Here is a 25,951-nt window from a genome sequence, read left to right as displayed (position 1 = left end):
GGATCCACCAGTGAAGCGGCCGGCACCGCAGGTGCTGGCACCGGCCGAGCGCCGCCGCGCGCCCGACTCGGTGGCCATCGCGCTCGAAGTGGCGGCCGCCGCAGTGGCCGCGGCCGGCCGGCAGGCGGTCGACCTGCCCTGCATCTTTGCCTCGGCGCATGGCGACCTGGCCATCAACGACTACATGTGCGCCACGCTGGCCAGCGAGCCCACGCTGCTGTCGCCCACCAAGTTCCACAACTCGGTGCACAACGCGGCGGTGGGCTACTGGACCATCGGCACCGGCTGCATGGCGTCGAGCAACTCGGTGTCCTCCTTCGAGGCGACCTTTGCCGCCGGTCTGCTGGAGGCCGCCGCACAGTGCGCCTGCGACCAGCAGGCCGTGCTGCTCACCGGCTTCGACGTGCAGGCCGTCGGGCCGCTGGCCTCGGCCGTGCACAGCGAGGGCATGCTGGCCGCCGCCATGGTGATCGCGCCGCAGCGCAGCGAACGCTCGGTGGCCGCCTTCGACTGGTCGCTGGCCACGGGGCCGTCGCAGCCGCTCGCACTGCAGTCGGACGCCGCCCGCGCGCTGCAGGGCAACAGCCTGGCCGACGCGCTGCCGATCTACGAGGCGCTGGCCCGCGGCGGCGAGGCGCAGCTGGCGCTGCCGCTGTCCGCGCGCCTGGCCTTGCATTTGTCGATCCGGCCGCTCGCCTGACTCGGTTCCTGGGGCTCGCTGCGAAGCTTCCTTTACCCAACTTTACAAAGCCTTCAACCCTGCTTGCCGGGGAAGCGCGAGCATGCAGAAGATGAGTACCCCCCAGCTGCTGATGATCGAAGACGACCTGCGCCTGGCGCAGATGGTCAGCGAATACCTCACCCAGTCCGGCATGGCCGTGACGCACGCGGGCGACGGAGCGAGCGGCATGGCCGCCCTGCAGGACAAGACGCCCGACCTGGTCATCCTCGACCTGATGCTGCCCGACACCGACGGCCTGGACGTGTGCCGCCGCATCCGCGCCCTGCCCGGCCCGCAGGCCAAGGTGCCGGTGCTGATGCTCACCGCCAAGGGCGACCCGATGGACCGCATCATCGGCCTGGAGATCGGCGCCGACGACTACCTGCCCAAACCTTTCGAGCCGCGCGAACTGCTGGCACGCATCCGCGCGGTGCTGCGCCGCCGCGGCGACGGCACGCCGGTGAGCGCGGCCCCCACCAGCGAAGTCATGCGCTTCGGCACGCTGGAGATCGACCGCAACGCGCGCAGCGTCACGGTGGCCGGCAACGAGGCCGAGCTCACCTCCTACCAGTTCGACCTGCTGGTGGCGATGGCCGAGCGCGCCGGCCGCGTGCTCACGCGCGACCAGATCATGGAGGCGGTGCGCGGGCGCGAGCTCGAGGCCTTCGACCGCTCCATCGACGTGCACATGGGCCGCATCCGCGCCGCCATCGAAGCCGACGTGAAGAACCCCAAGCGCATCCTCACCGTGCGCGGCGTGGGCTATGTCTTCGCCAAGCAGCAAGACTGAAGAAGTCCCCGAACGCAGGAAAGCGCAGCCGATGGCCAAGCTCTTCAATCCCTATTCGCGCCACCTGTACGTGCGCATCTGGCTGGCGGTGGTCGGCGGCGTGATCGTGCTGACTTTTGCCGCCAGCTGGGTGATGCGCCTGGCCATCGAGAACGAGCGCGAACGCGTCTCGCAGATTCCGCGCGTGGTCACCGTGACCGACGAAGAGGACCGCAAGATCGGCGGCGGCTCGGCCATGCGCGTGCCGGGCAACAAGATCGTGTTCGACGTGTCGCTGGACGACGGACGCAAGTTCACCCTGGAAATGGCGCGCCGCCAGGACACGCCCGGCCCCGACGGCAGGCGCCCGCCGCCGCCGTGGTGGCGCACGCCCTACGGCCCCGGCTGGCTGATCGCGCTGGTCGGCATGGCCGTGGCCCTGGGCGTGTATCCCATCGTGCGGCGCCTGACCAAGCGGCTGGAGGTGCTTCAGCGCAGCGTGCAGCGCTGGGGCGAGGGCGACCTTTCTGCCCGCGCCGCGCAGGACGGCGACGACGAGGTGGCCGACCTGGCCGCCCGCTTCAACGAATCCGCCGCGCGCATCGAGACGCTGGTGCGCTCGCACAAGTCGCTGCTGGCCAATGCCAGCCACGAGCTGCGCTCGCCGCTCACGCGCATCCGCATGGCGCTGGAGCTGATGGGCGAGCACCCGAGCGCCGTCACGCGCGCCGAGATCTCGCGCAACATCGCCGAGCTGGACCAGCTCATCGACGAGATCCTGCTGGCCAGCCGCCTCGATGCGCGCGAAGCCGACATGGGCACGGTGGAAAGCGTCGAGCTGGTGGGCCTGGCGGCCGAGGAATGCGCACGCACCGAGGCCGAGCTGGACGTGCCCGAGGGCACCGACACCGATGCGCTGACGGTGCGCGGCGTGCCGCGCCTCTTGCGCCGCGCCATCCGCAACCTGCTGGAGAACGCGCGCCGCTACGGCGGCGCCAGCGAAGTCAGCCTGCAGCTGCAGGCCGACGGGCGGCAGGCCAAGGTGGTGGTCAGCGACCGCGGGCCCGGCGTGCCGCCGGCGCTGCGCGAGCGCATCTTCGAGCCCTTCTACCGGCTGCCCGGCGCCAGCGAGCGCGAAGGCGGCGTCGGCCTGGGCCTGGCGCTGGTGAAGTCCATTGCCGAGCGCCATGGCGGCAGCGTGCGCTGCGAGGCGCGGGCCGGCGGCGGGGCGAGCTTCGTCATCACGCTGCCGCGCTGACGGCGGCCAGCGCGCCGTTCAGCCAGCGGTGGGGCGGCATCCCTAGAATCCCGCCCCATGTTCCGTACTCGTCTCGCGTGCCACGCGGCCGCCTTCTGGGGCTTCGTGGTCTACATGCCGGTGGGCGTCAACTACGCCGCCTTCCTGTTCCTCATGATCGCCATGTCCGTGGGCGGCAACTGGCGCGAGCGCGCGCAGCGGGTGCGAAGCAATCCGCTGTTCTGGCCCATCGTGGCCTATCTGGCCTGGACCCTCATCGTGCTGGCCATCCGGCCGCACTACGGCAAGGAAACCGGTACGGAGTTCTTTCACGCAGTGCGCATCGCCGTGACCGTGCTGCTGGCCCTGGCCCTCTCGCGCGAAGAGTGCATCTGGGCGTTGCGGGCTTTCCTGCTGGTGTCGGTGATCAGCCTGGGGCTGATCCTGCTGCACCACCTGGGGCTGCTGCCCGATGCACAGATCTGGCGGGCGGTCGTTTCCATTCAAGGCAACAAGTCGATCAATGACGCATTGCTTTTCGCCACCATCGGCGCGGCGGCCGCCGTGCTCGGCATGGCGCACCTGGGCGATGCGCGGCGGTGGCACTGGGCCGGACCGGCCTTTGCCGTCACGGCGCTCATGGTGGCGGTGGTGAGCCTGGCCCTGCCGTCGAGGACTTCGTTGCTGGCGATGCTGGCCTGCATCTTTGCCGCATGCTTCCATCAATACCGCAGCCACCGGCTCGGGCTGGCCGCCTCCCTGGCGGTGGCGGTGCTGATCGCGGGCGTGGGCGTGTGGCAGTTGCCGCAATCGATCAAGGCGAGGTTCGCGGCCGGCATCCATGAAGTGGAGCAGGCCAGCGCCGGCCTGGAATCGGAGGACAGCTGGGTCACGCGCTACTACATGTACAAGCTGACCGGCGAGATGATGCTGGACGCGCCGGTGGCCGGCCTGGGCATTGGCGCCTGGACCCCGGAGTGGAAGAAGCGGGCGCCGCCGGTCATCCAATACAAGAACATGCCCCACAACGACTACCTGTGGATCGGTTCGCAGGCCGGCATTCCCGGCTTCGTGGCGCTGCTGGCCATCGTGCTGGCCGGCATCTGGGCGTCATGGAAGCGCCCGGACATGACCGGACGGATCGGCTTCGTGGCCATGCTGACCCTGCTCATGGGCAGCAGCTTCAATTCAGGCATGCGGGACGCGCAGATCGGCCTGAGCCTGCTGCTGATCGCCCTGCTCTGCCTGCGGCTGGTGCAGGAGCGCGGCAGCCCCTGGCAAGCCGTGCTCCCACCGCGCCTGTCGGGCCTGCTGCGAAGGGACGACCCGAAAGCCGGCGGCACGCTGCTCTGAATGGGCGCGCCCCGCAGCTATAAACGCGCCATGCAGCAGCACATCGTCTACGTCGTTCACGGCCCCCTCAAGTACTACGACCAGGCGCGCCTGTCCATCCTGACGGCGCTGAACCTCATGCTCGAGGCGCAGCGGTACGATCTGCGCATCTGCGTCTATGCCGAACAGCCCGAGCGCTTGCCGGTGCATCCGCTGATCCAGGTCCATGCCCTGGATTCCGCCCAACTCGCGGCCTGGCGCGGCCCGCTGGACTATGTGCACCGGATCAAGCTGGAAGTGCTGCGCCTGGCGGCCCGGCAGCTGGACGCGCCCTTTCTCTATGTCGACAGCGACACGCGCTGGAGAGCCCTGCCCGATGCGGCCTTCGCCGCCCTGGCTGCACCGGCGGGCGATGCCATGGTCATGCACGTGGATGAAGGACCGCTGTCCGCCAGCTTCTTCCCCAGCTACCTCAAATTTCTGCAGCGCCATCAAGGCCAGTTGCTGGAGACCTGGCGCGTCCCGCCCGGCCCCTGGCACATGTGGAACGCCGGGGCCATCGGCCTGGCGCCGCAGCACGCCGCCGCTTTTCTGGACGACGCCTTGCGCCTGTGCGACTGGTTGCTGCCGCGCCTGCGCCCACGCAACTACATCGAGCAGATCGTGCTCTCGCTGCTGGGCGCACAGCGCTTGCGGATGCATGCGCTGGGCGATGCCCTGCATCACTACTGGCCGCACAGCCTGCAGGCGCCGCACTACTTGCGCGAGGTCTTTGCCGCACTGCCTGCCGGCCTGAGCGTGCCGCAGGAGGCCGAGCACCTGGGCCGCCTGCACTGGGACGAGCAGCGGTTGAACGCGCTGCGGCAAGACCCCGCGCTGCGCCGCCAGCAACTGCTGAACAAATACCGGGCGTCCTGGTACAAGCGGCGCATCGACCTGCGGGCGCTGCTGCTGCGCTGGCGCAGCTAGGGCGGCCCGAAGCCCGGGCTATCGCCCCGCTTCCTCCGTCCGCAGCCGCACGCCTCGCAGCGAAGCAAACAGCAGCGCCGTCATGAACACGTAGAACATGGTGCCGCTGTTGTGCCAGAGGAAGGCCTGCGTCAGGCCGCAGCCCGCGTAGACCACGGGCAGCAGCAGCCCCGCCACGCGCAGGCCCAGTTGCTCGGGGCCGGCCTGGTCGCGGTTGCGCGGCCAGAACACGCCGGCCGTAACCCCATACATCGCAACAAGGGCCACCACGCCCAGCAAGCCGCGCTTGGCGAAGACGTCCAGGAATTCGTTGTGCACGTGAGTGAATGGCTCGATGAAGGCGGGTGCCTCCCCGGCATTCACCATGCGCGCCTTTTCCGCGGCGTAGCCCGCTTGCGACCAGCCCAGCAGGGGGCGTTCGCGGCCCATGGCCCAGGCCGCCTTCCAGTGCGCCAGGCGCTGGCCGACAGAGCTCTCGGCCACGCCCTTGTCTTCATACAGCTTGATCTCCTGCGTGGCTTCGTCGACGCGCTTTTCCAGCCGCGACGCACCCAGCGCGCCCACGATGACAGCGCCGGCCAGCAGCGCCGCCATGGCCAGCCCGAACCGGCGCCGGTCCAGCCAGCGCCAGCCGATGTAGAGCAGCACGGGCAGCGCCAGCGCCAGCGCCAGCCAGCCGCCGCGCGTTTGCGACAGCAGCGAAGCCAATGTGCCCATGGGCACACCCAACGCCAGCAGCAGGCCCGCGAGCCGTGTGCGGTGGCTGGGCCACCACATCACCAGCCCCACGCCGCTCATCGCCGCCAGCAGCAGGCCCAGGTTGCCGAACTGGATGGCGTTGATCTGGCCGTCGGCGCGTTCCATGTGCAGCACGAAGCAGTCATAGAGCGCGCGCAGGCCCGCCACGATGGCCCCGGCGCCGATGCCCGCCCACAGCCAGACCTGTCGCGGCGGAAAACGCATCAGGAACCACAGGCCAGGCAGGATCAGCACGAACTTGACGGGCCGATCCAGCGCCCCCCAGCCACGCCCGGTGCGCAATTCGTCCAGCAGCCAGGTCAGGCTCAAGAACAGGAAGGCCGCCACCAGCGGCCAGGCGTCACGCGCCTTCAGGCCCATCCAGTGCCGGCAGGCCAGCAGCGCCGCCAGCAACAGCAGGGCGCCGCCCGCCCCATAGCCAGCACTGGAAAGACCGACACTCATCGCGGGAAAGGCGAAGGCGCAGAAGTTGGCCACGCGCTGCCAGGACAGTTGGGAATCAGGGGTCACGAGGTCTTGCAAGATCAGCGTCCGACATGAGGCGCGTGCGCCTGGTCGTCATAGCGCGTCGCGACATAGCGCAGGAATATCTCCTGCGCGATGAAGTAACAAAACAGAAAGCCGGGTCCGCCATCCAGAAAGGCGCCCTTGACCACATACAGGCGAAGGAACAGCACGCTGGACATCAGCAATCCGACCATGATGCCGCCCGCCTTGCCGGCGGCGCGGCGCTTCTCGGCACCCAGCGCGACGTACTGGGCCAGCTTTTTCAGGCTGCCGTAGATCGTTTCGCGCGAATGGTGCAGCAACGGACCGCGCAGGTCGGCCCGCGGCAGGTCAGGCTGGGTGAACGTTGGCGTTTCATGCACCAGCCCCGTGAACCCCTGCAGCTGATCGCGCCGGAACAGCCGCTGCACCGGCGCCTGTCCCCGAAAGTGACGCAGCTCGCGGCCAAAGGCGACCACGCGCCAGCGCACCGTCCAGGAGCCCGGCAGGCCGGAGCGCACCACCGCCTGCACCTCGTCGCGCAGCTCGGGGCTGATCACTTCGTCGGCATCGACGAAGAACAGGTAGTCGCCTGTGGCGTGCTGCAGCAGGCGGTTTCGCTGCACGGCGAAGCCCTTCCAGTCTGCATGCAGATGGACCGTGGCGCCGTGGGCGCGGGCGATTTCCACCGTGCGGTCGGTGCTCCCGCTGTCCACTACGATGAGTTCATCGGCAAAGGCGGCGCTTTGCAGGCAGGCGGCAATGCGCGACTCCTCGTTGAGCGTGAGCACGCCAATCGTCAGGCGCCGTGTCATGCCAGTAGATCCTTGTGCCGCCACAGGGCGAAGAGGCCCCGCACCCGTCCCCAGGCGCGCGCCACCAGGCGCGGCGACACCAGCACGATGCGCAGGCCCAGGTGCGCCACCTCGACAGCCAACGTGCGCCGCAACAGGCTCTCTCCCTGCGCGCGGCCGAAATGCTTGGCCGTGAAGCGGATCTTGGATTGCGCGTGATGCCAGCCGCGCCAATATTCCGCCTTCCAGGGCCGGCCTCCCCGCACCGAGCTGCGCGACAGGTGGATCACATGCACCGATGGCAGCACGACGATGGGCAACTTGGCGTTGAAGGCGCGCAGGCACAGGTCTTCGTCTTCGTAGTAGAGGAAGAAGCGCGGGTCGAAGAAGCCCACCGGGGCCATGCGTTCGCGGTGCATCAGCAGCGCCGCCGCGCACGCGTAGCCCACGCACAACGGCCCCTGCGCACCCATCGAGTTCGGCTCACCCCAATGGCGGGGCATTCCGTAATTGATTTGCGGCCGCCCGTCGGGCTCCAGCAGTTGCGGCACCCACATGGCGGCGTATGGATCGGCCTGGGCCAGCCGCACCAGCTCGGCGATGCCAGCGGCATCGAACACGCAATCCGGGTTTTGCAACAGCACATAGGGGGTGTCCGCCTGCGCGATCCCCACATTGTTGGCCGCGCCGTAGCCCTGGTTGGCGGGCAATTCGATCACTCGCGCCTGGGGCAGCAGTTCACGGGCCAGCGCCGCGCAACCGTCGGCGCTGGCGTTGTCCACAATGATGACGTGAGGGCAATCGGCCAACCCCTGGGCCAGCACGGGCAGGCAATGCGCGCTGTTGAAAGTCACGACGATGACCGTGACCTGCGCCAGCGCCGGCGCGTTGTCGTGGACGATCAGTGGGTCAATGATGGGCGCCAAAATGCTCGCCCACCTTGAGCCGGTAGACGGTGCCGCAATAAGGGCACTTGGCTTCTCCAAGCTTGGCCACGTCCAGGTAGACCTTGGGGTGGCTGTTCCACAGCTTCATGTCGGCCTTGGGGCTGGGGCAGAACACCCCACCCTGTGGGTTGAGGTCCTTGGCCAGGAGTTCGACAACGGCTTTTGCGTTCATGTTCTTGTTCAGACCTTCGTCAGCCAGTGGGCGTACTTGGGGTTGCGGCCGTTCACGATGTCGAAGAACGCGCTCTGGATCTTCTCGGTGATGGGGCCGCGCGAGCCGCTGCCGATCTCGACGCGGTCGAGTTCGCGGATGGGCGTCACTTCTGCCGCGGTGCCGGTGAAGAAGGCTTCGTCGGCGATGTAGACCTCGTCGCGGGTGATGCGCTTTTGCACCAGCTCCAGGCCCAGGTCCTTGCAGATGTGCAGCACCGTGTTGCGGGTGATGCCGTTGAGCGCGCCGGCCGACAGGTCGGGGGTGTAGACCACGCCGCCCTTGATCACGAAGATGTTCTCGCCCGCGCCTTCGGAGACGAAGCCGGCGGAGTCGAGCAGCAGGGCCTCGTCGTAGCCGTCTTCGGTGGCTTCCATGTTGGCCAGGATGGAGTTGCTGTAGTTGCTCACCGCCTTGGCCTGCGTCATGGTGATGTTGACGTGGTGGCGGGTGTAGCTGGAGGTCTTCACGCGGATGCCGCGCTTCATGCCCTCTTCGCCCAGGTAGGCGCCCCAGGCCCAGGCGGCGACCATAGCGTGGATGGTGTTTCCCTTGGGGGAGACACCCAGCTTCTCGGAGCCGATCCACACCAGCGGGCGCAGGTAGCAGCTTTCGAGCTTGTTGGCGCGCACCACCTGCTTTTGCGCCTCGTTGAGCTGCTCCTTGCTGAAGGGGATCTTCATGCGCAGGATCTTGGCGCTGTTGAACAGGCGGTCGGTGTGCTCTTCCAGGCGGAAGATGGCGGTGCCATTGACCGTGTTGTAGGCACGGACGCCTTCGAAGGCGCCGCAGCCGTAGTGCAGCGTATGGCTCAGCACGTGGATTCTGGCGTCGCGCCATTCCACGAGTTCACCGTCCATCCAGATCTTGCCGTCGCGGTCGGCCATCGAGGGAAGCGCGCTCATGTCTTGTCCTTGGGGTGGGAGGGGGTCGAGAAGGCGGAGATTTTACCGGGCGGGCGCCGGCTGCGCCCGGGCCCCCAGCGCAGTGACAATGGACCCTTTTTTGGCCGGGCCGCCGTTGCCGCCCCGCCGGTTCCGTCCGCCAGGACCCGTCATCTAGTCAGTCAGCAAGAAAAGGGAATCCGTGTCCTTGTTCAAGAATCTCATCGTCTATCGCATCGAACCCGCCTGGTCGCAGGACTTCGTGGCCGCGGAAGAAGCGCTGCAGCCGCTGCGCTTCGCGCCCTGCGGCGCCAGCCAGGAAAAATCGGTCGGCTGGGTGCCGCCGCGCGGGGAAGAGCACGGGCCGCTCATCGAATCGGTGGACGGCCAGTGGGTGCTCGAATTCATGATCGAGGCCAAGACCCTGCCGGGCTCGGTGGTGCGCCGCAAGCTCGACGAGCGCGTGGCCCAGATCGAGGCCACCACCGGCCGCAAGCCCGGCAAGAAGGAACAGAAGGAGCTCAAGGAAGACATCACCCGCGAGCTGCTGCCCATGGCCTTCAGCCGCCATGCGCGCGTGACGGTCTGGATCGACCGCGAGAACCGGCGCCTGGCGGTCAATGCCTCCAACGCCGCGCGTGCCGACGAGGTGGTGAGCAGCCTGGTGCAGGCGCTCTCGGGCTTCGGCGTGTCGCTGATCCACACCCGGGTGGAGCCGGCCGCCGCGATGTCGGGCTGGCTGCACAGCCAGGAGCCGCCGGCCGAATTCACCATCGACCGCGAGTGCGAACTCAAGGCCACCGACGAGTCGAAGGCGGTGGTGCGCTATGCCAAGCACGCGCTGGACATCGACGAGGTGCGCCAGCACATCGAGAACGGCAAGCGCCCCACCCGCCTGGCCATGACCTGGGACGACCGCGTCTCCTTCGAGCTGACCGAGGGCATGCAGCTGCGCAAGCTGGTGTTCCTCGAAGGCACCGACAAGGCGGCCCCGGGCGCGGACAAGAAGGAGGACGACTTCGACGCCGACGTCGCCATTGCCACCGGCGAGCTGGGGCAGCTGCTGCCTGCGCTGCTGGAGGCGCTGGGCGGCGAGCAGGAGATCGGCGCGCCGGCATTGGCCGATGCAGGCGCTGCGGCCGCAGCAGCCGCGCCGGCATCGAGCGCGCCGCAATCGGTCGAGGAAGAAGAAGCGCCCTTCTGAGGGCGCAACAAGGGCGGTTGAGGCCCGGCGCGGCGCATGGCGGCCGCCTGGGCCGCCATGCCCTGCCTGGCGCTACGACACTTCGGTGTCGGTCGTGTCGTTCGCCTCCGGCCGCGTCAGGCTCCAGCTGCGCAGCTTGCCGCCGTGGAACTCGGCATCGACATAGGAGCCGCCGGCATCGCTCCAGCGGAAGATCTCGGGCTGCTCGTCCTTGGGCGAACGCAGCTCGCCCAGCGAGCGCGTCATCGCCATCACGTGCAGCAGGTTCACGCCCTTGCGCAGCTTGGCATTGAGCATGACGGCGCTCGCCACGCTGCCGATGGGACGGTCGGCCGCACGCCGCAGCACATGCATGGTGCGGTTGAAGTGCAGCAGCAGGTACAGGACGATGGCGCCGGTGATGAAAGCCACGCCGGGCCAGCCGTAGGCCCGGTAGGCGCCTGCGATCAGCAGCACGCTGATCACCGGCACGAGGATTCTTCGGAAGTTCATGGTGTCCGGATTGTCGCCGGACGGCGGGGGCAGGCGATCAGTCGGTGACCGCAGCCGCGGCTTCCGGGTACAGGCTGGGAAAGAGGATGCTCAAGGACTGCAGCGGGAAGGCGAGGCTGAGCGCCTCCCGATGGCCCTGGCTGCGCAGCAGCCCGTCTGCCAGGAACCTGGAAATCACCTTGCGGGCGGTGCGCTCCTCGAGTCCGGTCATTCGGGAAAACTCACCGCGAGACAGCGTGCCGGCGGCGGCCAGCATCTGGACCGGCAGCACCGCCTCCTCGCGATATTCGGGCACGCCAAGCTGGGAGCGCTGCACGAGGATGTAGGTCTTCAGGCGCTCCTTGAGCTGATGAAGGTCCAGCATGCGGGACATGAAACCCACCTGGTCTGAACAGATGCCCAGGAAGTACTCGCACCACTGCCAGAGCGCCTTCTCGCTCAGATTGCCGCGGCCATCCAGATCGCCCTGGCGCATGCTGTCGGCCTCGTCGAGCATCAGGTAGTAGCGTTGTCGATCGCGCGCCAGGCCGCGATTCACGGACCACAGGCCACCGGCCAGCAGGTACATCGCGCAATGCGTCTGCAGCCGCACTGCCCGTCCATTTCCGTCTTCGAACGGGTGCGTCCACATCATCCGGTGATGGGCGGATGCGATGGTGTACAGAACCGCGTCGACGCCCTTGAGTCGCCCGTAGACATCGTCCATGCGGGCCAGGAAGGCTGGAAGCGATTTCCACGTGGGCGGCTGGTGGCGGCCGACCGCCACATCGACCCGGCGCAACTCGCCGGGCACGACGACACGCCCGTGCTCCGACACGCGATCCTCTTCGGGCAGCCGTCCGTAGAGGCTTCGATGCGCTTCCTGCAGGAACGAGCTGCCAAGTGCGCTGGCCTCGGTCGTGATGCGCCTCTCCAGCTCGATTTCCGCATCGATATGCGCGAGGGCCAAGCGCTGGCGCCTGGCGACGTCCGGCTTGGTTGAAAAATCCTTGCGCAGGGCCCGTTCAATGTTGGCCGGATGCGTTCCCTGGCCTTCGATCAGGTTCGAGTAGTACGAATTCATCGAGCGCACCACGTCGCGCAGCGCCTGCCGCACCGGCTCGGCGGTGGCGTTCTTCAATGCAGCGGAGCTCTCGAAGATCGCCCGCGTCATGTCGCGCAATTCGTCCAGCCGCTGGGCAGGCAGGAGCGGCTCGAATTGATGCGGGGCGTCGAAGACGGTGACCCGGGCGGGGGCAATCGATGCCATGAATATTTCCGGTTTCGTTTCCGGAATATTCTACGAGTTATCTGTTATTAATCAATTACTTAAATAGAGCCTTCGATCATCTTGTTTCCGGTTTTTCCACCGGACTCGCGAGCGACCGCGACGCTGTTGGCGGCACCTTGGCCGTCGCCTCACCACCCGCCGCATCCTCCCGGCTCACCCACTCGCGCAGCTTCCTGTGCAGGTGCCGCTCGCGCACGTCTTCGGCGTGCCAATCCTCCCGCACGGCCATGACCAGCGAGATGGCCATCAGCAGCAGCACCACCGAGAACGGCAGCGCGAAGACGATGGTGGCGGCCTGCACCGCCTTGATGCCGCCCACCAGCAGCAGGCTCAGCGCGATGCCGGCCACCAGCACGCCCCAGATGATCTTCACCTTGGCCGGTGGATTCGGGTCGCCCTGGGTGCTCATGGTGCCCAGCACCAGCGTCGCCGAATCGCCCGAGGTGACGAAGAAGATGAACACCAGCAAGGTGGCGACGAAGGAGAGCAGCCCGCTGGCCGGCATGGCGTTGAACATGACGAACATGGCGGTGGCCACGTCGTCCTTCACCGCGGCCGCCAGCGGCACCTGGCGGAAGATCTCGAGGTTGAGCGCGGCGCCGCCGAAGATGGCGAACCACACGAAGCCCACCAGCGTGGGCGCCAGCACCACGCCCATGATGAATTCGCGGATGGTGCGGCCCTTGGACACGCGCGCGATGAACAGGCCCACGAAGGGCGACCACGCCAGCCACCAGGCCCAGTAGAAGATGGTCCAGTCGCCCACCCAGGTGCTGTCGCGGAAGGGCGTCATGCGCAGGCTCATGCGCACGAACTCCGAAAGGTAGGAGCCCAGCGTGGTGGTGAAGGTGTCGATGATGGCCACCGTGGGGCCCACCACCAGCACGAACAGCGCCAGCAGCGCCGCCAGCATCAGGTTGCCGATGGACAGCCACTTCACGCCCCGCTCCACCCCCGTCACCGCGGAGGTCAGGAACAGGAGGGTGGTGACCACGATGATGATCGCCTGGTTGACCGCGGACACCTGAATGCCGAAGGCGGCATGCAGCCCGCCGTTGATCTGCGTGGCGCCCACGCCCAGCGAGGCGGCCACGCCGAACGCCGTGGCCACGATGGCCAGCACGTTGAAGGCCGGCGACAGAAGGCGCACCACCTTCCACGGCAGCGCTTCGGTCACCGAGCTCACCAGCGGCTGGGCCTTGCGGCGAAAGGTGAAGAAGGCAATGGCCAGGCCGACCACGCCGTAGATGGCCCACGGGTGCAGGCCCCAGTGAAAGAAGGCGTAGCGCATGGCCACATGCGCCGCCTCGGGCGTGTTGGGCGTGACGCCGTCCGGCGGCGAGCCGTAGTGCGACACGGGCTCCGCCACCCCGAAGAAGACCAGGCCGATGCCCATGCCGGCGGCAAAGAGCATGGCGAACCATGCATGCAGCGAGAACTCCGGCTCGTCGTCGGTGTCGCCCAGCTTCAGGTCGCCGAAGCGGCTGAAGGCCAGGAAGAACGCCAGCACCACCAGCCCAAGAACCAGCCACAGGTAGAGCCAGCCAAAGTTGTGCGTGATGCTGGCCAGCGCCGTGTTGAAGAAGCTGCCGAGCGTGGCCGGCGACAGCAGGCCCCAGATCACGATGAGCGCGATGGCGCCTGCGGAAACGATCAGCTGCATGAAACCTCTCCTTGAAATTCTTGTCGGGCGGTGCGATTGTGCCCAGGCGCGCGCCGCGCCGCCGGAATATCAATCGAGGGTGCGAACCACCTCCATCGCCTCCTCGATGCGATCGACCGGGTGGATGGTCAGGCCCTCGAAATCGCGCCCACCCTTCTTCGGCGCATTCGAGCGGGGCACGATGGCCACCGAGAAGCCGAGCTTGGCCGCCTCGCGCAGCCGCTCCTGGCCGCGCGGCGCCGGCCGAACCTCACCCGCCAAGCCGACTTCGCCGAAGGCGATGAACCCTTTGGGCAGCGGTTTGCCGCGCAGGCTGGAGGTGATGGCCAGCATCACCGCCAGGTCGGCCGCCGGCTCGCCGATGCGCACGCCGCCCACGGCGTTGACGAACACGTCCTGGTCCATGCAGGCCACGCCGGCATGGCGGTGCAGCACCGCCAGCAGCATGGCCAGGCGGTCGCGGTCCAGGCCCACCGACAGCCGGCGCGGGCTGGGGCCGCCGTTGTCGACCAGGGCCTGCACCTCCACCAGCATGGGGCGTGTTCCTTCGAGGGTGACCAGCACCACGCTGCCGGGCACCGGCTCGGTGTGCTGGCTCAGGAAGATCGCGCTGGGGTTGGTCACGCCCTTGAGGCCGCGCTCGGTCATGGCGAACACGCCGATCTCGTTGACGGCGCCGAAGCGGTTCTTGATGGCGCGCACCAGCCGGAAGCTCGAATGCGTGTCGCCCTCGAAGTACAGCACCGTGTCCACCATGTGCTCCAGCACGCGCGGCCCGGCCAGCGCGCCTTCCTTCGTCACGTGGCCCACCAGCACCACTGCCGTGCCGCTGGTCTTGGCAAAGCGGGTGAGATGCGCAGCGCATTCGCGCACCTGGGCCACCGAGCCGGGCGCGGAGGTGAGCTGGTCCGAATACACCGTCTGGATCGAGTCGATGACCGCGATCGCCGGCCGCGCCGCATCCAGCGTGGCGATGATCTTTTCCAGCTGGATCTCGGCCATGACCTGCACCTGCGATTGCGACAGGCCCAGGCGCTTGGAGCGCAACGCCACCTGCGCGCCGCTTTCCTCGCCGGTGACGTACAGCGCGTTCTGGCCGGCGCGCTGCAAGGCATCCACCGCCTGCAGCAGCAGCGTGGACTTGCCGATGCCCGGGTCGCCGCCGATGAGCGTGACGCCGCCGGCCACGATGCCGCCGCCCAGCACGCGGTCGAGTTCATCCAGCCCGGTGGGCGTGCGCGCCACGTCCACCGCCTCGATCTCCGACAGCAGCATCAGCTCCGAGGAGCCCGCCAGCGACGCGAACTGCGCGGTGTTGCCGAAGCGGTTGTTGGCAGCGCCGGCGCCCGCGGCGGAGGCGCTCTGCTCCACCAGCGTGTTCCAGGCGCCGCAGCTGGGGCACTTGCCCAGCCATTTGGCGCTGGTGCCGCCGCACTCCCCGCACACGTAAATGCTTTTTTCCTTGGCCATTCGCCAAGTGTAGGCACACGCCGCAAGGCCTTGCGGGTTCGGCCTCTTGCACGTCCCTGCAAGAAACATTTAATATATTAAATAAATCGAGCACGGAGACGATGAGCACCACCACCTCGTTCACCCACCGCAACCTGCCGCGCCTGCTGCTGCAGGCGCGCGAAGCCGTGATGGCGCACACCCGCCCCAGCCTGCGCGAGCACCAGCTGTCCGACCAGCAATGGCGCGTGCTGCGCGTGCTGGGCGAGCACGGCGCGGTGGAAACGGGGCGCGTGGCCCGCGAGGCCTTCATCCTGGGGCCGAGCCTGACCGGCGTGCTGGCCCGCATGGAACGCGACGGCCTCATCGTGCGCAGCCGCGACGCGCAGGACGCGCGGCGCAGCGTGATCGAGGCCACGCCGGCGGGCCGCAAGCTGGTCAAGCGGCTGTCCGGCGCGGTCGAGGCGCACTACGCATGGCTCGAGTCCTCGCTGGGCAAGAGCAAGCTCAGCCAGCTCTACACCCTGCTCGACGAACTCATCGCACTGGAGCAACCCGAGTGAACGCCTTTCTTCCGGCCGGCACGGTGTACGGCACCTTGCTCAACTTCCGCGCCGAGCGCGAGGCCATGGCCGCGCAGATGAAGCAGCCGCCCTACAAGGCGCCGCCGCAGGCGCCGGTGCTCTACGTGAAGACCGCCAACACCTGGAGCCCGCACGACAGCGACATCGTCGTGCCGAAGGACGTGCCCGAGGTGGAGGTGGGCGCCAGCGTCGGCATGGTGATGGGCGATGCGGGCCGGGTCGCCGGCTATGTGCTGATGAACGATCTTTCCATTCCGCATGCGAGCTTCTTCCGCCCGCCGGTGAAGTTCAAGTGCCTCGACGGCTTCCTGGGCGTGGGCCCCGCGGTGCGTGAGGCGGCCACGCTGCCGGACGCCGCAGCCATCCGCGTGGAGGTGCGCATCAACGGCGCGCTCAGGCAATCCATCGACTTCTCCGGGCTCGTGCGCCCTGCCCCGCAGCTGCTGGCGGACGTCATGGCCTTCATGACGCTGCAGCCGGGCGACGTGCTGATGCTGGGCTGCGACCTGGGCCGCCCGCTGGCGCGCGCCGGAGACCGCATCGACATTTCCGCGCCGGGCTTCGCCGCGCTGCGCAACACGCTGGTCGCGGAGGTGGCGGCATGAAGCACGCACGCGTCGTCTTCGAAGGCCGCGAACACCGCGGCACCGCACACGAATGGAACGGGCAACCCGACGCCGCCGTTCGCCTGGATGACGGCCGCGTCGTGCCGCAGGAACAGCTCACCTGGCTGCCGCCGCTGGCGCCCACGCCGCGGCCGCGCACCATCCTCGCGCTGGGCCTGAACTATGCCGACCATGCCAAGGAGCTGGAGTTCAAGGCGCCGGAAGAGCCGCTGGTCTTCGTGAAGGGCCAGGGCGCCCTCATCGGCCACCGGCAGCACACGGTCCGTCCGGCCGGCGTGCAGTTCATGCACTACGAATGCGAGCTGGCCATCGTGGTCGGCAAGACGGCGCGCCGCGTGAAGCGCGAAGACGCCCGCGACTACATCGGCGGCTACACGGTCGCCAACGACTACGCCATCCGCGACTACCTGGAGAACTGGTACCGCCCCAACCTGCGCGTGAAGAACCGCGACACCTGCACGCCCATCGGCCCCTGGTTCGTGGACGCCGCGGACGTGCCCGACCCGGGCGCGCTCGCGCTGCGCACCACGGTCAATGGCCAGCTCACGCAGTCGGGCAGCACGAAGGACATGATCTTCGACGCGCCCTTCCTCATCGAGTACTTCAGCCGATTCATGACGCTCTCGCCCGGCGACCTGATCCTGACCGGCACGCCCGACGGCGTGGTCGACTGCCAGCCGGGCGATGTGGTGGTGACCGAAATCGAGCGCATCGGCGCGCTGGTCAACACCATTCGCGCCGGCTGAACGACGCGAGCGAATTCCCCCCCATAGACCGGAGACAACCCATGTTCGACAAGGCTTCCCGCTGGTTTGCCGCGCTCGGCTTCGCCGCCGCTTCCACCCTGCCGACCGCCGCGCAGGCGCAGGACTACCCCGCGCGCCCGGTGCGCTGGGTGGTGGGCTATCCGGCCGGCGGCGGCACCGACTTCCTGGCGCGCACCGCCGGCGCGCAGCTCTCGCAGAACCTGGGGCAGCCGGTGATGGTCGACAACCGCCCCGGTGCCGGCGCGATCATCGCGTCGGAGAACGTGGCGCGCTCGCCCGGCGACGGCTACACCGTGTTCACGGCCGACAACGGCGTGCTGGTCTACAACCCGGCGCTCTACAAGAAGCTGCCCTACGACGCCGAAAAGGACTTCGCGATGCTGGGCCTGATGGGCCGCTCGCCGCTCATCATCACCGCTGCGCCTACTGCGGGCCTCAGCGACGCCAAGGCGCTGCTGGCCGCGCTGAAGGCGTCGCCGGGCAAGTACAGCATCGCCACTCCCGGCACCGGCAGCCCGCACCACCTGGCCTACGAGCTGTTCCAGCGCGAGGCCGGCGTGTCGATGCAGCACGTTCCCTACAAGGGCGGCGCGCCCGCCCTGCAGGACCTGATGGGCGGGCAGGTACCGCTGATGATGCTCGACCTGCCCAGCGGCATCAGCGCCGTCAAGGCGGGCAAGGTGGTGCCGCTGGTGGCCATGTCGGGCGAGCGCGTACCGCAGCTGCCGCAGGTGCCCACCGCCAAGGAACTGGGCATCGCCGTCGAGGCCTACACCTGGCAGGGCCTGGTGGCGCCGGCGGCCACGCCCAAGCCGATCCAGGCGCGACTGGGCAGCGACCTGATGAAGAGCATGTCCGACGCCGGCGTGAAGCAGAAGCTCTACGACGCCGGCTGGGAAGCACGCCCCGCCGACGCCACCGAGATGGCTCGCCTGGTGGACGTGGAACGCAAGAAGTGGCACGCGCTGATCAAGGCGAGTGACATCAGACTCGACTGACGACAACCCTCCCATGCAACAGATTCACCACCTCATCGACGGCAAGGCCGTCCAAGGCCGCGACTACTTCGAAACCGTCAACCCGGCCACGCAGGAAGTGCTGGCAGAAGTCGCCTCGGGCGGCGAAGCGGAGGTGAACGCCGCCGTCGCCGCCGCCAAGCAAGCCTTTCCCAAGTGGGCCGGCATGCCGGCACCGGAGCGCGCCAGGCTCATCCGCAAGCTGGGCGACCTGATCGCCAAGAACGTGCCCGAGATCGCGCAGACCGAGACCAACGACTGCGGCCAGGTCATCGCGCAGACCGGCAAGCAGCTGGTGCCGCGCGCGGCCGACAACTTCTATTACTTTGCCGAGATGTGCACGCGGGTGGACGGCCACACCTACCCCACGCCCACGCACCTGAACTACACGCTGTTCCACCCGGTGGGCGTGTGCGCGCTCATCAGCCCCTGGAACGTGCCTTTCATGACCGCGACCTGGAAGGTCGCGCCCTGCCTGGCCTTCGGCAACACGGCCGTGCTGAAGATGAGCGAGCTCTCGCCCCTGACCGCGGCGCGGCTGGGCGAACTGGCGCTGGAAGCCGGCATTCCGCCCGGCGTGCTGAACCTGGTGCACGGCTTGGGCAAGGAGGCCGGCGAGCCGCTGGTGGCCCACCCCGACGTGCGCGCCATTTCCTTCACCGGCTCCACCGCCACCGGCAACCGCATCGTCAAGAGTGCGGGCCTGAAGAAATTCAGCATGGAGCTGGGCGGCAAGAGCCCCTTCGTCATCTTCGACGACGCCGACCTGGACCGCGCGCTCGATGCCGCCGTGTTCATGATCTTCAGCAACAACGGCGAGCGCTGCACCGCAGGCTCGCGCATCCTGGTGCAGCAGAGCATCTATGCCGACTTTGTTGCCCGGTTCGTGGAACGCGCCAAGCGGATCACCGTGGGCGACCCGCTCGACGAGAAGACCATCGTCGGCCCGATGATCTCGCAGGCCCACCTGGCCAAGGTGCGCAGCTACATCGAGCTGGGCCCCAAGGAAGGTGCCACGCTGCTGTGCGGCGGCCTCGAGACGCCGGCCGGCCTGCCCGATCGCGTTCGACGCGGCAACTACGTGGCGCCCACCGTCTTCGCCGACGTGGACAACCGCATGAAGATCGCGCAGGACGAGATCTTCGGCCCTGTGGCCTGCCTGATTCCCTTCAAGGACGAGGCCGACGCGATCCGCCTGGCCAACGACATCCAGTACGGCCTCTCCAGCTACGTGTGGACCGAGAACATCGGCCGCGCTCACCGCGTGGCTGCCGCCATCGAGGCGGGCATGTGCTTCGTCAACAGCCAGAACGTGCGTGACCTGCGCCAGCCCTTCGGCGGCACCAAGGCCAGTGGTACCGGACGCGAGGGCGGCACCTGGAGCTACGAGGTCTTCTGCGAGCCGAAGAACGTCGCCGTCTCATTGGGTTCTCACCACATTCCACACTGGGGAGTCTGACCATGGGCCAACTCGCTCTGGCGGCCAAGATCACGCATGTGCCGTCCATGTACCTGTCGGAATTTCCGGGGCCCAACTTCGGCTGCCGGGGCGCCGCCATCAACGGCCACAAGGAAATCGACCGCCGCTGCCGCGCCCTGGGCGTGGACACCATCGTGGTGTTCGACGTGCACTGGCAGGTCAACAGCGAATATCACATCAACTGCGGGCCAAGGTTCGAGGGCATCTACACCAGCAACGAGCTGCCGCACTTCATCAAGAACATGCCCTATGCCTACCCGGGCAACCCGCAGCTGGGCCAACTGATCGCCGACGTGGCCAACGAGATGGGCGTGAAGAGCCGCGCCCACAGCGACACCACGCTCGACCTGGAATACGGCACGCTGGTGCCCATGCGCTACATGAACAGCGACCAGCACTACAAAGTGATCAGCATCAGCGGCTGGTGCGACTGGCACGACCTGCACGAATCGGGCCGCTTCGGCCTGGCGGTGCGCCGCGCGATTGAAGAGCGCTACAACGGCACGGTGGCCGTGTTCGCCAGCGGATCGCTCTCGCACCACTTTGCCGACAACGGCCGCGCGCCGGAGTTCATGCACAAGGTGTACGACCCCTTCCTGGAGCAGGTGGACCGCCGCGTGGTGCAATTGTGGGAGCAGGGCGACTGGAAGACCTTCGTCGGCATGCTGCCCATGTACGCCGACAAGTGCTGGGGCGAAGGCGACATGCACGACACTGCGATGCTGCTGGGCCTGCTCGGCTGGGACCGCTACGAGGCGCCCGCCGAGATCATCACGCCCTATTTCGGCAGCTCGGGCACCGGCCAGATCAACGCGGTCTTTCCGGTGACGCCGCTGCCCGCCTGAACTGCAAGGAGAAACCGTGCCGCACCTCGTCATCCTCTACACGCCCAACATCGAAGCCGACGCCGACATGGGCGGCCTCGCCCGCAAGCTGGCCGACACCATGCTCGCGCAGAAGGACGACGAAGGCCGCCAGGTCTTCCCCACCGGCGGCACGCGGGTGCTGGCCTATCCGGCCGCCCACTACGCGGTGGCCGACACCAGCGGCGACCATGCCTTCGCCTACCTCAACCTGCGCATGGCCTCGGGCCGCAGCGAGGCGGTGAAGCAGCGCATCGGCGAGGCGCTCGCGGCCTGCGCCAAGGCGCACTTCGCGCCCCTGCTGGCCCGGCGGCCGGTGGGCATCACCTTCCAGATCGACGAGGCGCCGGGCCAGGTGTACGACGCCAAGATCGGCAACCTGCACGCCTTCTTCAGCTGAGAACCCCGAGATGCTTTCACAAGCCACCATCAAGAACCTGGCCGCCGAACTGGACGAGGCCGAGAAGACGCGCGTGCAGGTGGAGCACTTCTCCAAGCGCCACCCCGGGATGACCGTGGAGGACGGCTATGCCATCTCGCGCGAATGGGTGGCCGCCAAGATCGCCGCGGGCCGCCAGCCCATCGGCCACAAGATCGGCCTGACCTCGCGCGCCATGCAGCAGTCCAGCCAGATCGACGAGCCCGACTACGGCCTGCTGCTGGACGACATGCTGTTTGCCGATGGCAGCGACATCCCGTTCACGCGCTTCATCGCGCCGCGGGTGGAAGTGGAGCTGGCCTTCGTGCTGGGCAAGCGCCTGCAGGGCCCGCGCGTGAGCATCTTCGACGTACTGGCCGCCACCGACTATGTGGTGCCGGCCATCGAGATCATCGACGCGCGCATCGAGCAGTTCGACCGCCACACCAAGGCGCCGCGCAAGGTGTTCGACACCATCTCCGACAACGCGGCCAACGCCGGCCTCGTGCTCGGCGGCCGGCCGATGAAGCCCGACGCGGTGGACCTGCGCTGGGTGGGCGCTCTGCTCTTTCGCAACGGCGTGATCGAGGAAACCGGCGTGGCCGCGGGCGTTCTCAACCACCCGGCCAACGGCATCGCATGGCTGGCCAACAGGCTCGCGCCGTGGGACGAATGCCTGGAGGCCGGCGAGATCGTGCTGGCCGGCTCCTTCACCCGCCCCACCAACGCCAGGCCGGGCGACACCTTCCACGCCGACTACGGCCCCATGGGCTCCATTGCCTTCCGCTTTTCCGAGGAGAACTGACCGATGCGCACTCCGACCAATGCCTTCAAGAAGGCCCTGCTCAACCCCGAGCCGCAGATCGGCCTGTGGGTCGGCCTGGCCAACGGCTACGCCGCCGAGATGATCGCCGGCACGGGCTTCGACTGGCTGCTCATCGACGGCGAGCACGCCCCCAACGACCTTCGCTCGGTGCTCGAACAGCTGCAGGGCGTGGCCAGCGCATGGTCGGCGCAGGACGAAGCCGAGCGTTCGCACCCCGTGGTGCGCGTGCCGGTGGGCGACACCACGCTCATCAAGCAGTTCCTGGACATCGGCGCGCAGACGCTGCTGGTGCCCATGGTGGACACGCCCGAGCAGGCGGCGCAGCTGGTGCAGGCCACGCGTTATCCGCCCGACGGCATCCGCGGCATGGGCAGCGCGCTGGCGCGTGCCTCGCGCTGGCAGGCTTATCCGCAGTACATCCACGAGGCCAACGACCAGGTCTGCCTGCTGGTGCAGGCCGAGACGGCGCTGGCGATGAAGAACATCGACGCGATCGCCGCCACGCCCGGCATCGACGGCGTGTTCATCGGCCCGGCGGACCTGTCGGCATCCATGGGCTATTCGGGCCAGCCGGGCCATCCGGAAGTGCAGGCGGCCATCGAGGACGGCATCGCGCGCATCCTGAAGGCCGGCAAGGCACCCGGCATCCTGGCCACCACGCACGAGCAGACCGAGAAATGGCTGGCCGCGGGCGCGCGCTTCGTCGCGGTGGGCATCGACACCATGCTGCTGACCGGCGCCTGCCGGCAGCTGGCTGCCAGGTACAAGGGAAAGAGCGACGGGGCTAGTGCAAAGCCCACTGTGGCGGGCTACTAGCCTGCCCCATACTTCTCGTTTTTTACAAACGGAGACAAAGCATGACGATCACCCGTCGCCAACTTCTGCAACAAGGCGGGGCTGCCGCGCTGCTCGCCGGCATCGGCCAGCACGCGCTGGCCCAGGGCAATGCCCCCTTCGAGACGGCCCGCTTCATCACCGGCTTCGCGGCCGGCGGCACGTCCGATACGCTGTGCCGCCGCGTGGCCGTGAAGATGCAGCCCGACTACGGCAAGGCGGTGGTGGTGGAAAACCGCACCGGCGCGGGCGGCCAGATTGCGGTGAGCTACGTCAAGGGCCAGCCGGCCGACGGCGCGACCATCCTGCAGACGCCCACCTCCATCCTCACCATCTATCCGCACATCTACAAGAAGCTGCCGTACGACCCGCTGGTGGACCTGACGCCCGTGACCATCGCCTGCCAGTTCGACTTCGGCTTTGCGGTGGGTCCGGCGGTGCCGGCCTCGGTGAAGTCGGTGCCCGAGTTCCTGGCCTGGGCCAAGGCCAACCCCACCGGCGCCAACTTCGGCTCCCCGGCGGCCGGCTCCACGCCGCACTTCATCGGCGCACTGCTGGGCAAGAACGTGGGTGTGGACCTGAAGCACGCCGCCTATCGCGGCACGCAGCCGGCCATGCTGGACCTGCTGGGCGGCAACGTGTCGTCGGTGTCGGGCCCCATCGGCGACATCACGCAGCACCTGGCTTCGGGCAAGGTGCGCATCCTGGGCGTCTCGGGCGCCAAGCGCAGCCGCTTCGCGCCGGACGTGCCCACCTTCGAGGAACAGGGCATCAAGAACGCCACGCACAGCGAATGGTTCGCCTTCCTGCTGCCGGCCAAGGCCTCGCCCGAGGTGGTGGCGCGCGCCAACGCGGCCACCAAGGCAGCGCTGGCGCAAAAGGACGTGATCGACGGCCTGGCCACCTTCGGCCTGGAAGCCATGTCTTCCACGCCGGCCGAGCTGACCGAACTGCTCAAGAAAGACACCGCCAAGTGGGGCCCCATCGTCAAGGAAGTGGGCTTCACCGCGGAGGGCTAGTACCAACCAAGGAACTTTGATGAATGCTCTCGCCACCCCCGCGTCGTCCTTGACGCATCCGGCACTGCACCCCGACGAGCGTGCGGCGCGCCTGCAGCTCGCGGCCTGCTACCGCATCTTCGCCATGCTGGGCTGGACCGAGATGATCTACAACCACATCACGGTGCGCCTGCCCGACAGCGTGACCGGTGGCGAGAAGCATTTCCTCATCAACCCCTTCGGCCTGCACTACAGCGAGGTCACCGCCAGCAACCTGGTGAAGATCGACCTGCAGGGCCGCGTGCTGGACGGCTCCACCTATCCGGTGAACCCGGCCGGCTTCACGGTGCACGCCGCCATCCACGACGGCCTGCCCGATGCGCATTGCGTGATGCACACGCACACCACCGCCGGCGTGGCCGTGGCCTGCCTGCAGGGGGGCTTGAGCCAGAGCAACTTCTACAGCGCGCAGCTGCACGACAAAGTGGCCTACCACGACTTCGAGGGCATCACCATCCATGCCGACGAAGGTCCGCGCCTGCTCAGGAGCATGGGCAACCGGCAGGCGGTGATCCTTCGCAACCACGGCCTGCTGGCCTGGGGCCTGACGCTGCCGCAGACCTTCGCGGTGCTGTGGACGCTGCAGCGCGCCTGCGAGATCCAGATGGCCACCCTCTCCATGGGCCAGCCCATTCCGGTGCCGGAAATCATCGCCGCGCGCTGCACGCAGGACGCGCTGCAATTCAACCCGGCGCACGGCGCGGGGCAGGACGTGTTCGACGCGCTGGTGCGGCAGGTGGACCGCATCGACGCCAGCTACAAGAACTGAAGAGGGATCGGTCCGCATGAAGGTTTGCATCTACGGCGCCGGCGCCATCGGCGGCTGGATCGGCGTGAAGCTGGCACAGGCCGGCTGCGAGGTGAGCGTGGTGGCGCGCGGCGCGACGCTGCAGGCGCTGCGCAAGGACGGCCTGGTTCTGAGCCATGGCGACACACGCACCAGCGTGCCGGTGAAGGCGGCCGAGGACCCGGCCGCCCTGGGCGTGCAAGACCTGGTGGTGGTGGCGGTGAAGGCGCCCGCGCTGGCCGCGGTGGCCGAGCGCATCGCACCGCTGATCGGCGCCGACACCATGGTGATGACTGCCATGAACGGCGTGCCCTGGTGGTTCCTCTCGGGCGGCTTCGGCGGCGCCCATGCCGGCAAGCGCCTGGCCGCGGTCGACCCGCAGGGCGCGATTGCCGCCGCCATTCCCGACCGGCATGTGATCGGCTGCGTGGTGCACGCCAGCTGCTCGCTCGATGGCCCGGGCCAGGTGCGGCTGCACTTCGGCAACGGCCTCATCATCGGCGAGCCCTCCGGCGCGGCAACGCCGCGCGTGCAGGCCCTGCACGCCCTGCTGCAGAAGGCCGGCTTCGATGCCAGGCTGTCGGCCCAAATCCAGAAGGACGTCTGGTACAAGCTGTGGGGCAACATGACGGTCAACCCCATCAGCGCGCTGACCGGCTGCACCACCGACCTGATCCTGAACGACGACCTGGTGCGCGGCTTCATCTCCACCGTGATGCTGGAGGCGCGCGACATCGGCGAGCGCATCGGCATCCCGATCGCCGAAAGCCCGGAAGACCGGCATGCCGTCACGCGCAAGCTGGGCGCCTTCAAGACTTCGATGCTGCAGGATGTGGAAGCGGGGCGCGCGGTGGAACTCGACGCGCTGGTGTCCTCGGTGCGCGAGCTCGGCCAGCTCACGGGCGTGCCCACGCCGTTCACCGACGCGCTGCTGGGCCTGGCGCGGCTGCAGGCGCGGCAGCGCGGGCTGTACTAGCGCCTGTTCACAAGTGGCCGCAGGCAGCGGCCCTTTTTTCTCAAGCCTGATCGAGATTGGCGCGCACCCGCGCCAGCAGCGCCAGCAGTTGCGCACGCTCGTCGGCGCTCATGCCCTTCACGGCCCGCGCCGAGATGCGGCGCGCCTGCTGGCCCAGCGCCTGCTGAACCTGCTTGCCGGCCGCACTGACGGACAGGCGCAGGCTGCGGCGGTCGCTCTCGTCGGCCACGCCCTCCAGCAGGCCGCGTTCGCGCAGGCCGCCGACCAGGCGCGCCATCTGCCCCTTGTCGCGGCCCGAATGCAGGACCAGCTCGCTCTGCGTCGCGCCCGGATGGCGGGCGAAGAAGCCCAGCACCTTGGCTTCCATGTGGCTCACGTCGTGCTCGGCGTCCTTCAGCGCGCGGTGCTGGCGCGAGCGCAACAGGTGCATGACGGTATGGACGGCCTCGAGCACGTCCTCGTCGGGCGAGGGCGGGTCGGCCTTATGGTTGACATGGTCAACTGATTTGCGCATGATGGATGACATTAT

At 68.1% G+C, this 25,951-nt stretch carries 28 protein-coding genes; 18 read left to right on the top strand and 10 right to left on the bottom strand.

Annotation, left to right across the window (positions count from 1 at the left end):
* The 5 genes from VSO01S_RS13655 to VSO01S_RS13635 form a co-directional block, all read left to right on the top strand.
* Window positions 1-700, top strand: a 700-nt coding sequence (locus VSO01S_RS13655) for a beta-ketoacyl synthase chain length factor (RefSeq protein WP_084241859.1), incomplete at its 5' end; no start/stop codon positions are given.
* 82 nt (window positions 701-782) lie between these two features.
* Window positions 783-1,511 carry a response regulator gene (locus tag VSO01S_RS13650; protein WP_068643256.1) on the top strand — a complete coding sequence of 243 codons (729 nt, stop codon included), beginning with the start codon at window positions 783-785 and terminating at the stop codon, window positions 1,509-1,511.
* A 31-nt stretch (window positions 1,512-1,542) separates the two neighbouring features.
* Window positions 1,543-2,748: an ATP-binding protein gene (locus VSO01S_RS13645; protein ID WP_068643254.1), complete on the top strand. Its 1,206-nt coding sequence runs from the start codon at window positions 1,543-1,545 to the stop codon at window positions 2,746-2,748.
* 57 nt (window positions 2,749-2,805) lie between these two features.
* Window positions 2,806-4,080: an O-antigen ligase family protein gene (locus VSO01S_RS13640; RefSeq protein ID WP_068643252.1), complete on the top strand. Its 1,275-nt coding sequence runs from the start codon at window positions 2,806-2,808 to the stop codon at window positions 4,078-4,080.
* Between the two features lie 30 nt (window positions 4,081-4,110).
* Window positions 4,111-5,028: a hypothetical protein gene (locus VSO01S_RS13635; protein ID WP_068643250.1), complete on the top strand. Its 918-nt coding sequence runs from the start codon at window positions 4,111-4,113 to the stop codon at window positions 5,026-5,028.
* 18 nt (window positions 5,029-5,046) lie between these two features.
* Here VSO01S_RS13635 and VSO01S_RS13630 read toward each other — a convergent pair whose 3' ends face one another.
* Genes VSO01S_RS13630 through VSO01S_RS13610 form a run of 5 tightly spaced genes read right to left on the bottom strand, consistent with a single transcriptional unit; the run spans window position 5,047 to window position 9,130 of the window.
* Complete coding sequence (locus VSO01S_RS13630; protein WP_068643248.1) at window positions 5,047-6,297, bottom strand: O-antigen ligase family protein; 1,251 nt, start codon at window positions 6,295-6,297, stop codon at window positions 5,047-5,049.
* Between the two features lie 14 nt (window positions 6,298-6,311).
* On the bottom strand, window positions 6,312-7,064 hold the full coding sequence (locus VSO01S_RS13625) for a glycosyltransferase family 2 protein (RefSeq protein ID WP_245684205.1): 753 nt from the start codon (window positions 7,062-7,064) through the stop codon (window positions 6,312-6,314).
* Between the two features lie 20 nt (window positions 7,065-7,084).
* Window positions 7,085-7,993, bottom strand: coding sequence for a glycosyltransferase family 2 protein (locus VSO01S_RS13620; RefSeq protein WP_245684204.1), 909 nt, complete (start codon window positions 7,991-7,993; stop codon window positions 7,085-7,087).
* Window positions 7,977-8,186, bottom strand: a complete 210-nt coding sequence (locus VSO01S_RS13615) for a zinc-finger domain-containing protein (RefSeq protein WP_068643245.1) — start codon at window positions 8,184-8,186, stop codon at window positions 7,977-7,979. The genes VSO01S_RS13620 and VSO01S_RS13615 overlap by 17 nt, the downstream gene beginning before the upstream one ends.
* 8 nt (window positions 8,187-8,194) lie before the next feature.
* Window positions 8,195-9,130 carry a branched-chain amino acid transaminase gene (locus VSO01S_RS13610; RefSeq protein ID WP_068643243.1) on the bottom strand — a complete coding sequence of 312 codons (936 nt, stop codon included), beginning with the start codon at window positions 9,128-9,130 and terminating at the stop codon, window positions 8,195-8,197.
* A 181-nt stretch (window positions 9,131-9,311) separates the two neighbouring features.
* On the opposite strand from VSO01S_RS13610, the gene VSO01S_RS13605 reads away from it, so the two are divergent.
* Window positions 9,312-10,313 (top strand): recombination-associated protein RdgC, encoded by a 1,002-nt coding sequence (locus VSO01S_RS13605; protein WP_068643241.1) that lies wholly within the window; start codon window positions 9,312-9,314, stop codon window positions 10,311-10,313.
* Window positions 10,314-10,385: 72 nt separating this feature from the next.
* Here the strand turns inward: VSO01S_RS13605 and VSO01S_RS13600 are convergent, their stop codons facing one another.
* The 4 genes from VSO01S_RS13600 to radA form a co-directional block, all read right to left on the bottom strand.
* Window positions 10,386-10,805, bottom strand: coding sequence for a glycerate kinase (locus VSO01S_RS13600; protein ID WP_068643239.1), 420 nt, complete (start codon window positions 10,803-10,805; stop codon window positions 10,386-10,388).
* A 37-nt stretch (window positions 10,806-10,842) separates the two neighbouring features.
* Window positions 10,843-12,054, bottom strand: a complete 1,212-nt coding sequence (locus VSO01S_RS13595; protein WP_068643237.1) for a Fic family protein — start codon at window positions 12,052-12,054, stop codon at window positions 10,843-10,845.
* 76 nt (window positions 12,055-12,130) lie between these two features.
* Complete coding sequence (locus tag VSO01S_RS13590) at window positions 12,131-13,738, bottom strand: BCCT family transporter (RefSeq protein WP_084241856.1); 1,608 nt, start codon at window positions 13,736-13,738, stop codon at window positions 12,131-12,133.
* Between the two features lie 69 nt (window positions 13,739-13,807).
* The gene (gene radA, locus VSO01S_RS13585; protein WP_068643235.1) at window positions 13,808-15,208 is read right to left on the bottom strand and encodes a DNA repair protein RadA; all 1,401 of its coding nucleotides are present in this window, start codon (window positions 15,206-15,208) and stop codon (window positions 13,808-13,810) included.
* 101 nt (window positions 15,209-15,309) lie between these two features.
* Between radA and hpaR the strand changes: the two genes are divergently transcribed.
* Genes hpaR through VSO01S_RS13525 form a run of 12 tightly spaced genes read left to right on the top strand, consistent with a single transcriptional unit; the run spans window position 15,310 to window position 25,422 of the window.
* Entirely contained in the window at window positions 15,310-15,750 is a 441-nt protein-coding gene (gene hpaR, locus VSO01S_RS13580) for a homoprotocatechuate degradation operon regulator HpaR (protein ID WP_068643233.1), read from the top strand.
* A complete protein-coding gene (locus VSO01S_RS13575) occupies window positions 15,747-16,376 on the top strand; it encodes a fumarylacetoacetate hydrolase family protein (RefSeq protein WP_281179833.1) in 630 nt (209 codons plus the stop codon). The genes hpaR and VSO01S_RS13575 overlap by 4 nt, the downstream gene beginning before the upstream one ends.
* A complete protein-coding gene (locus VSO01S_RS13570; RefSeq protein ID WP_068643230.1) occupies window positions 16,373-17,143 on the top strand; it encodes a fumarylacetoacetate hydrolase family protein in 771 nt (256 codons plus the stop codon). Before VSO01S_RS13575 ends, VSO01S_RS13570 begins: the two co-directional genes overlap by 4 nt.
* Window positions 17,144-17,184: 41 nt before the next feature.
* Window positions 17,185-18,162, top strand: coding sequence for a Bug family tripartite tricarboxylate transporter substrate binding protein (locus tag VSO01S_RS13565; protein ID WP_068643228.1), 978 nt, complete (start codon window positions 17,185-17,187; stop codon window positions 18,160-18,162).
* A gap of 13 nt (window positions 18,163-18,175) precedes the next feature.
* On the top strand, window positions 18,176-19,639 hold the full coding sequence (hpaE, locus tag VSO01S_RS13560) for a 5-carboxymethyl-2-hydroxymuconate semialdehyde dehydrogenase (RefSeq protein ID WP_068643226.1): 1,464 nt from the start codon (window positions 18,176-18,178) through the stop codon (window positions 19,637-19,639).
* A 2-nt stretch (window positions 19,640-19,641) separates the two neighbouring features.
* Complete coding sequence (gene hpaD, locus VSO01S_RS13555) at window positions 19,642-20,505, top strand: 3,4-dihydroxyphenylacetate 2,3-dioxygenase (RefSeq protein WP_068643224.1); 864 nt, start codon at window positions 19,642-19,644, stop codon at window positions 20,503-20,505.
* Window positions 20,506-20,521: 16 nt separating this feature from the next.
* Window positions 20,522-20,923 carry a 5-carboxymethyl-2-hydroxymuconate Delta-isomerase gene (locus VSO01S_RS13550; RefSeq protein WP_068643222.1) on the top strand — a complete coding sequence of 134 codons (402 nt, stop codon included), beginning with the start codon at window positions 20,522-20,524 and terminating at the stop codon, window positions 20,921-20,923.
* Window positions 20,924-20,933: 10 nt separating this feature from the next.
* A complete protein-coding gene (gene hpaH / locus VSO01S_RS13545; RefSeq protein WP_068643220.1) occupies window positions 20,934-21,746 on the top strand; it encodes a 2-oxo-hept-4-ene-1,7-dioate hydratase in 813 nt (270 codons plus the stop codon).
* Window positions 21,747-21,749: 3 nt separating this feature from the next.
* A complete protein-coding gene (locus VSO01S_RS13540; RefSeq protein ID WP_068643218.1) occupies window positions 21,750-22,583 on the top strand; it encodes an aldolase/citrate lyase family protein in 834 nt (277 codons plus the stop codon).
* Window positions 22,584-22,624: 41 nt separating this feature from the next.
* The gene (locus VSO01S_RS13535) at window positions 22,625-23,620 is read left to right on the top strand and encodes a Bug family tripartite tricarboxylate transporter substrate binding protein (RefSeq protein ID WP_068643216.1); all 996 of its coding nucleotides are present in this window, start codon (window positions 22,625-22,627) and stop codon (window positions 23,618-23,620) included.
* Between the two features lie 19 nt (window positions 23,621-23,639).
* Entirely contained in the window at window positions 23,640-24,428 is a 789-nt protein-coding gene (locus VSO01S_RS13530) for a class II aldolase/adducin family protein (protein WP_068643214.1), read from the top strand.
* Window positions 24,429-24,444: 16 nt separating this feature from the next.
* A complete protein-coding gene (locus VSO01S_RS13525) occupies window positions 24,445-25,422 on the top strand; it encodes a 2-dehydropantoate 2-reductase (protein ID WP_068643213.1) in 978 nt (325 codons plus the stop codon).
* Window positions 25,423-25,462: 40 nt separating this feature from the next.
* Here VSO01S_RS13525 and VSO01S_RS13520 read toward each other — a convergent pair whose 3' ends face one another.
* A complete protein-coding gene (locus VSO01S_RS13520; RefSeq protein WP_068643263.1) occupies window positions 25,463-25,936 on the bottom strand; it encodes a MarR family winged helix-turn-helix transcriptional regulator in 474 nt (157 codons plus the stop codon).
* Between the last annotated feature and the right edge of the window lie 15 nt (window positions 25,937-25,951).

It is taken from the genome of Variovorax soli NBRC 106424, assembly GCF_001591385.1.
GTDB classification, from domain to species: Bacteria; Pseudomonadota; Gammaproteobacteria; order Burkholderiales; family Burkholderiaceae_C; genus Variovorax; species Variovorax soli.
Note: the sequence above shows the minus strand (reverse complement) of the source record. Positions and strands in the feature narration are given on the sequence as shown.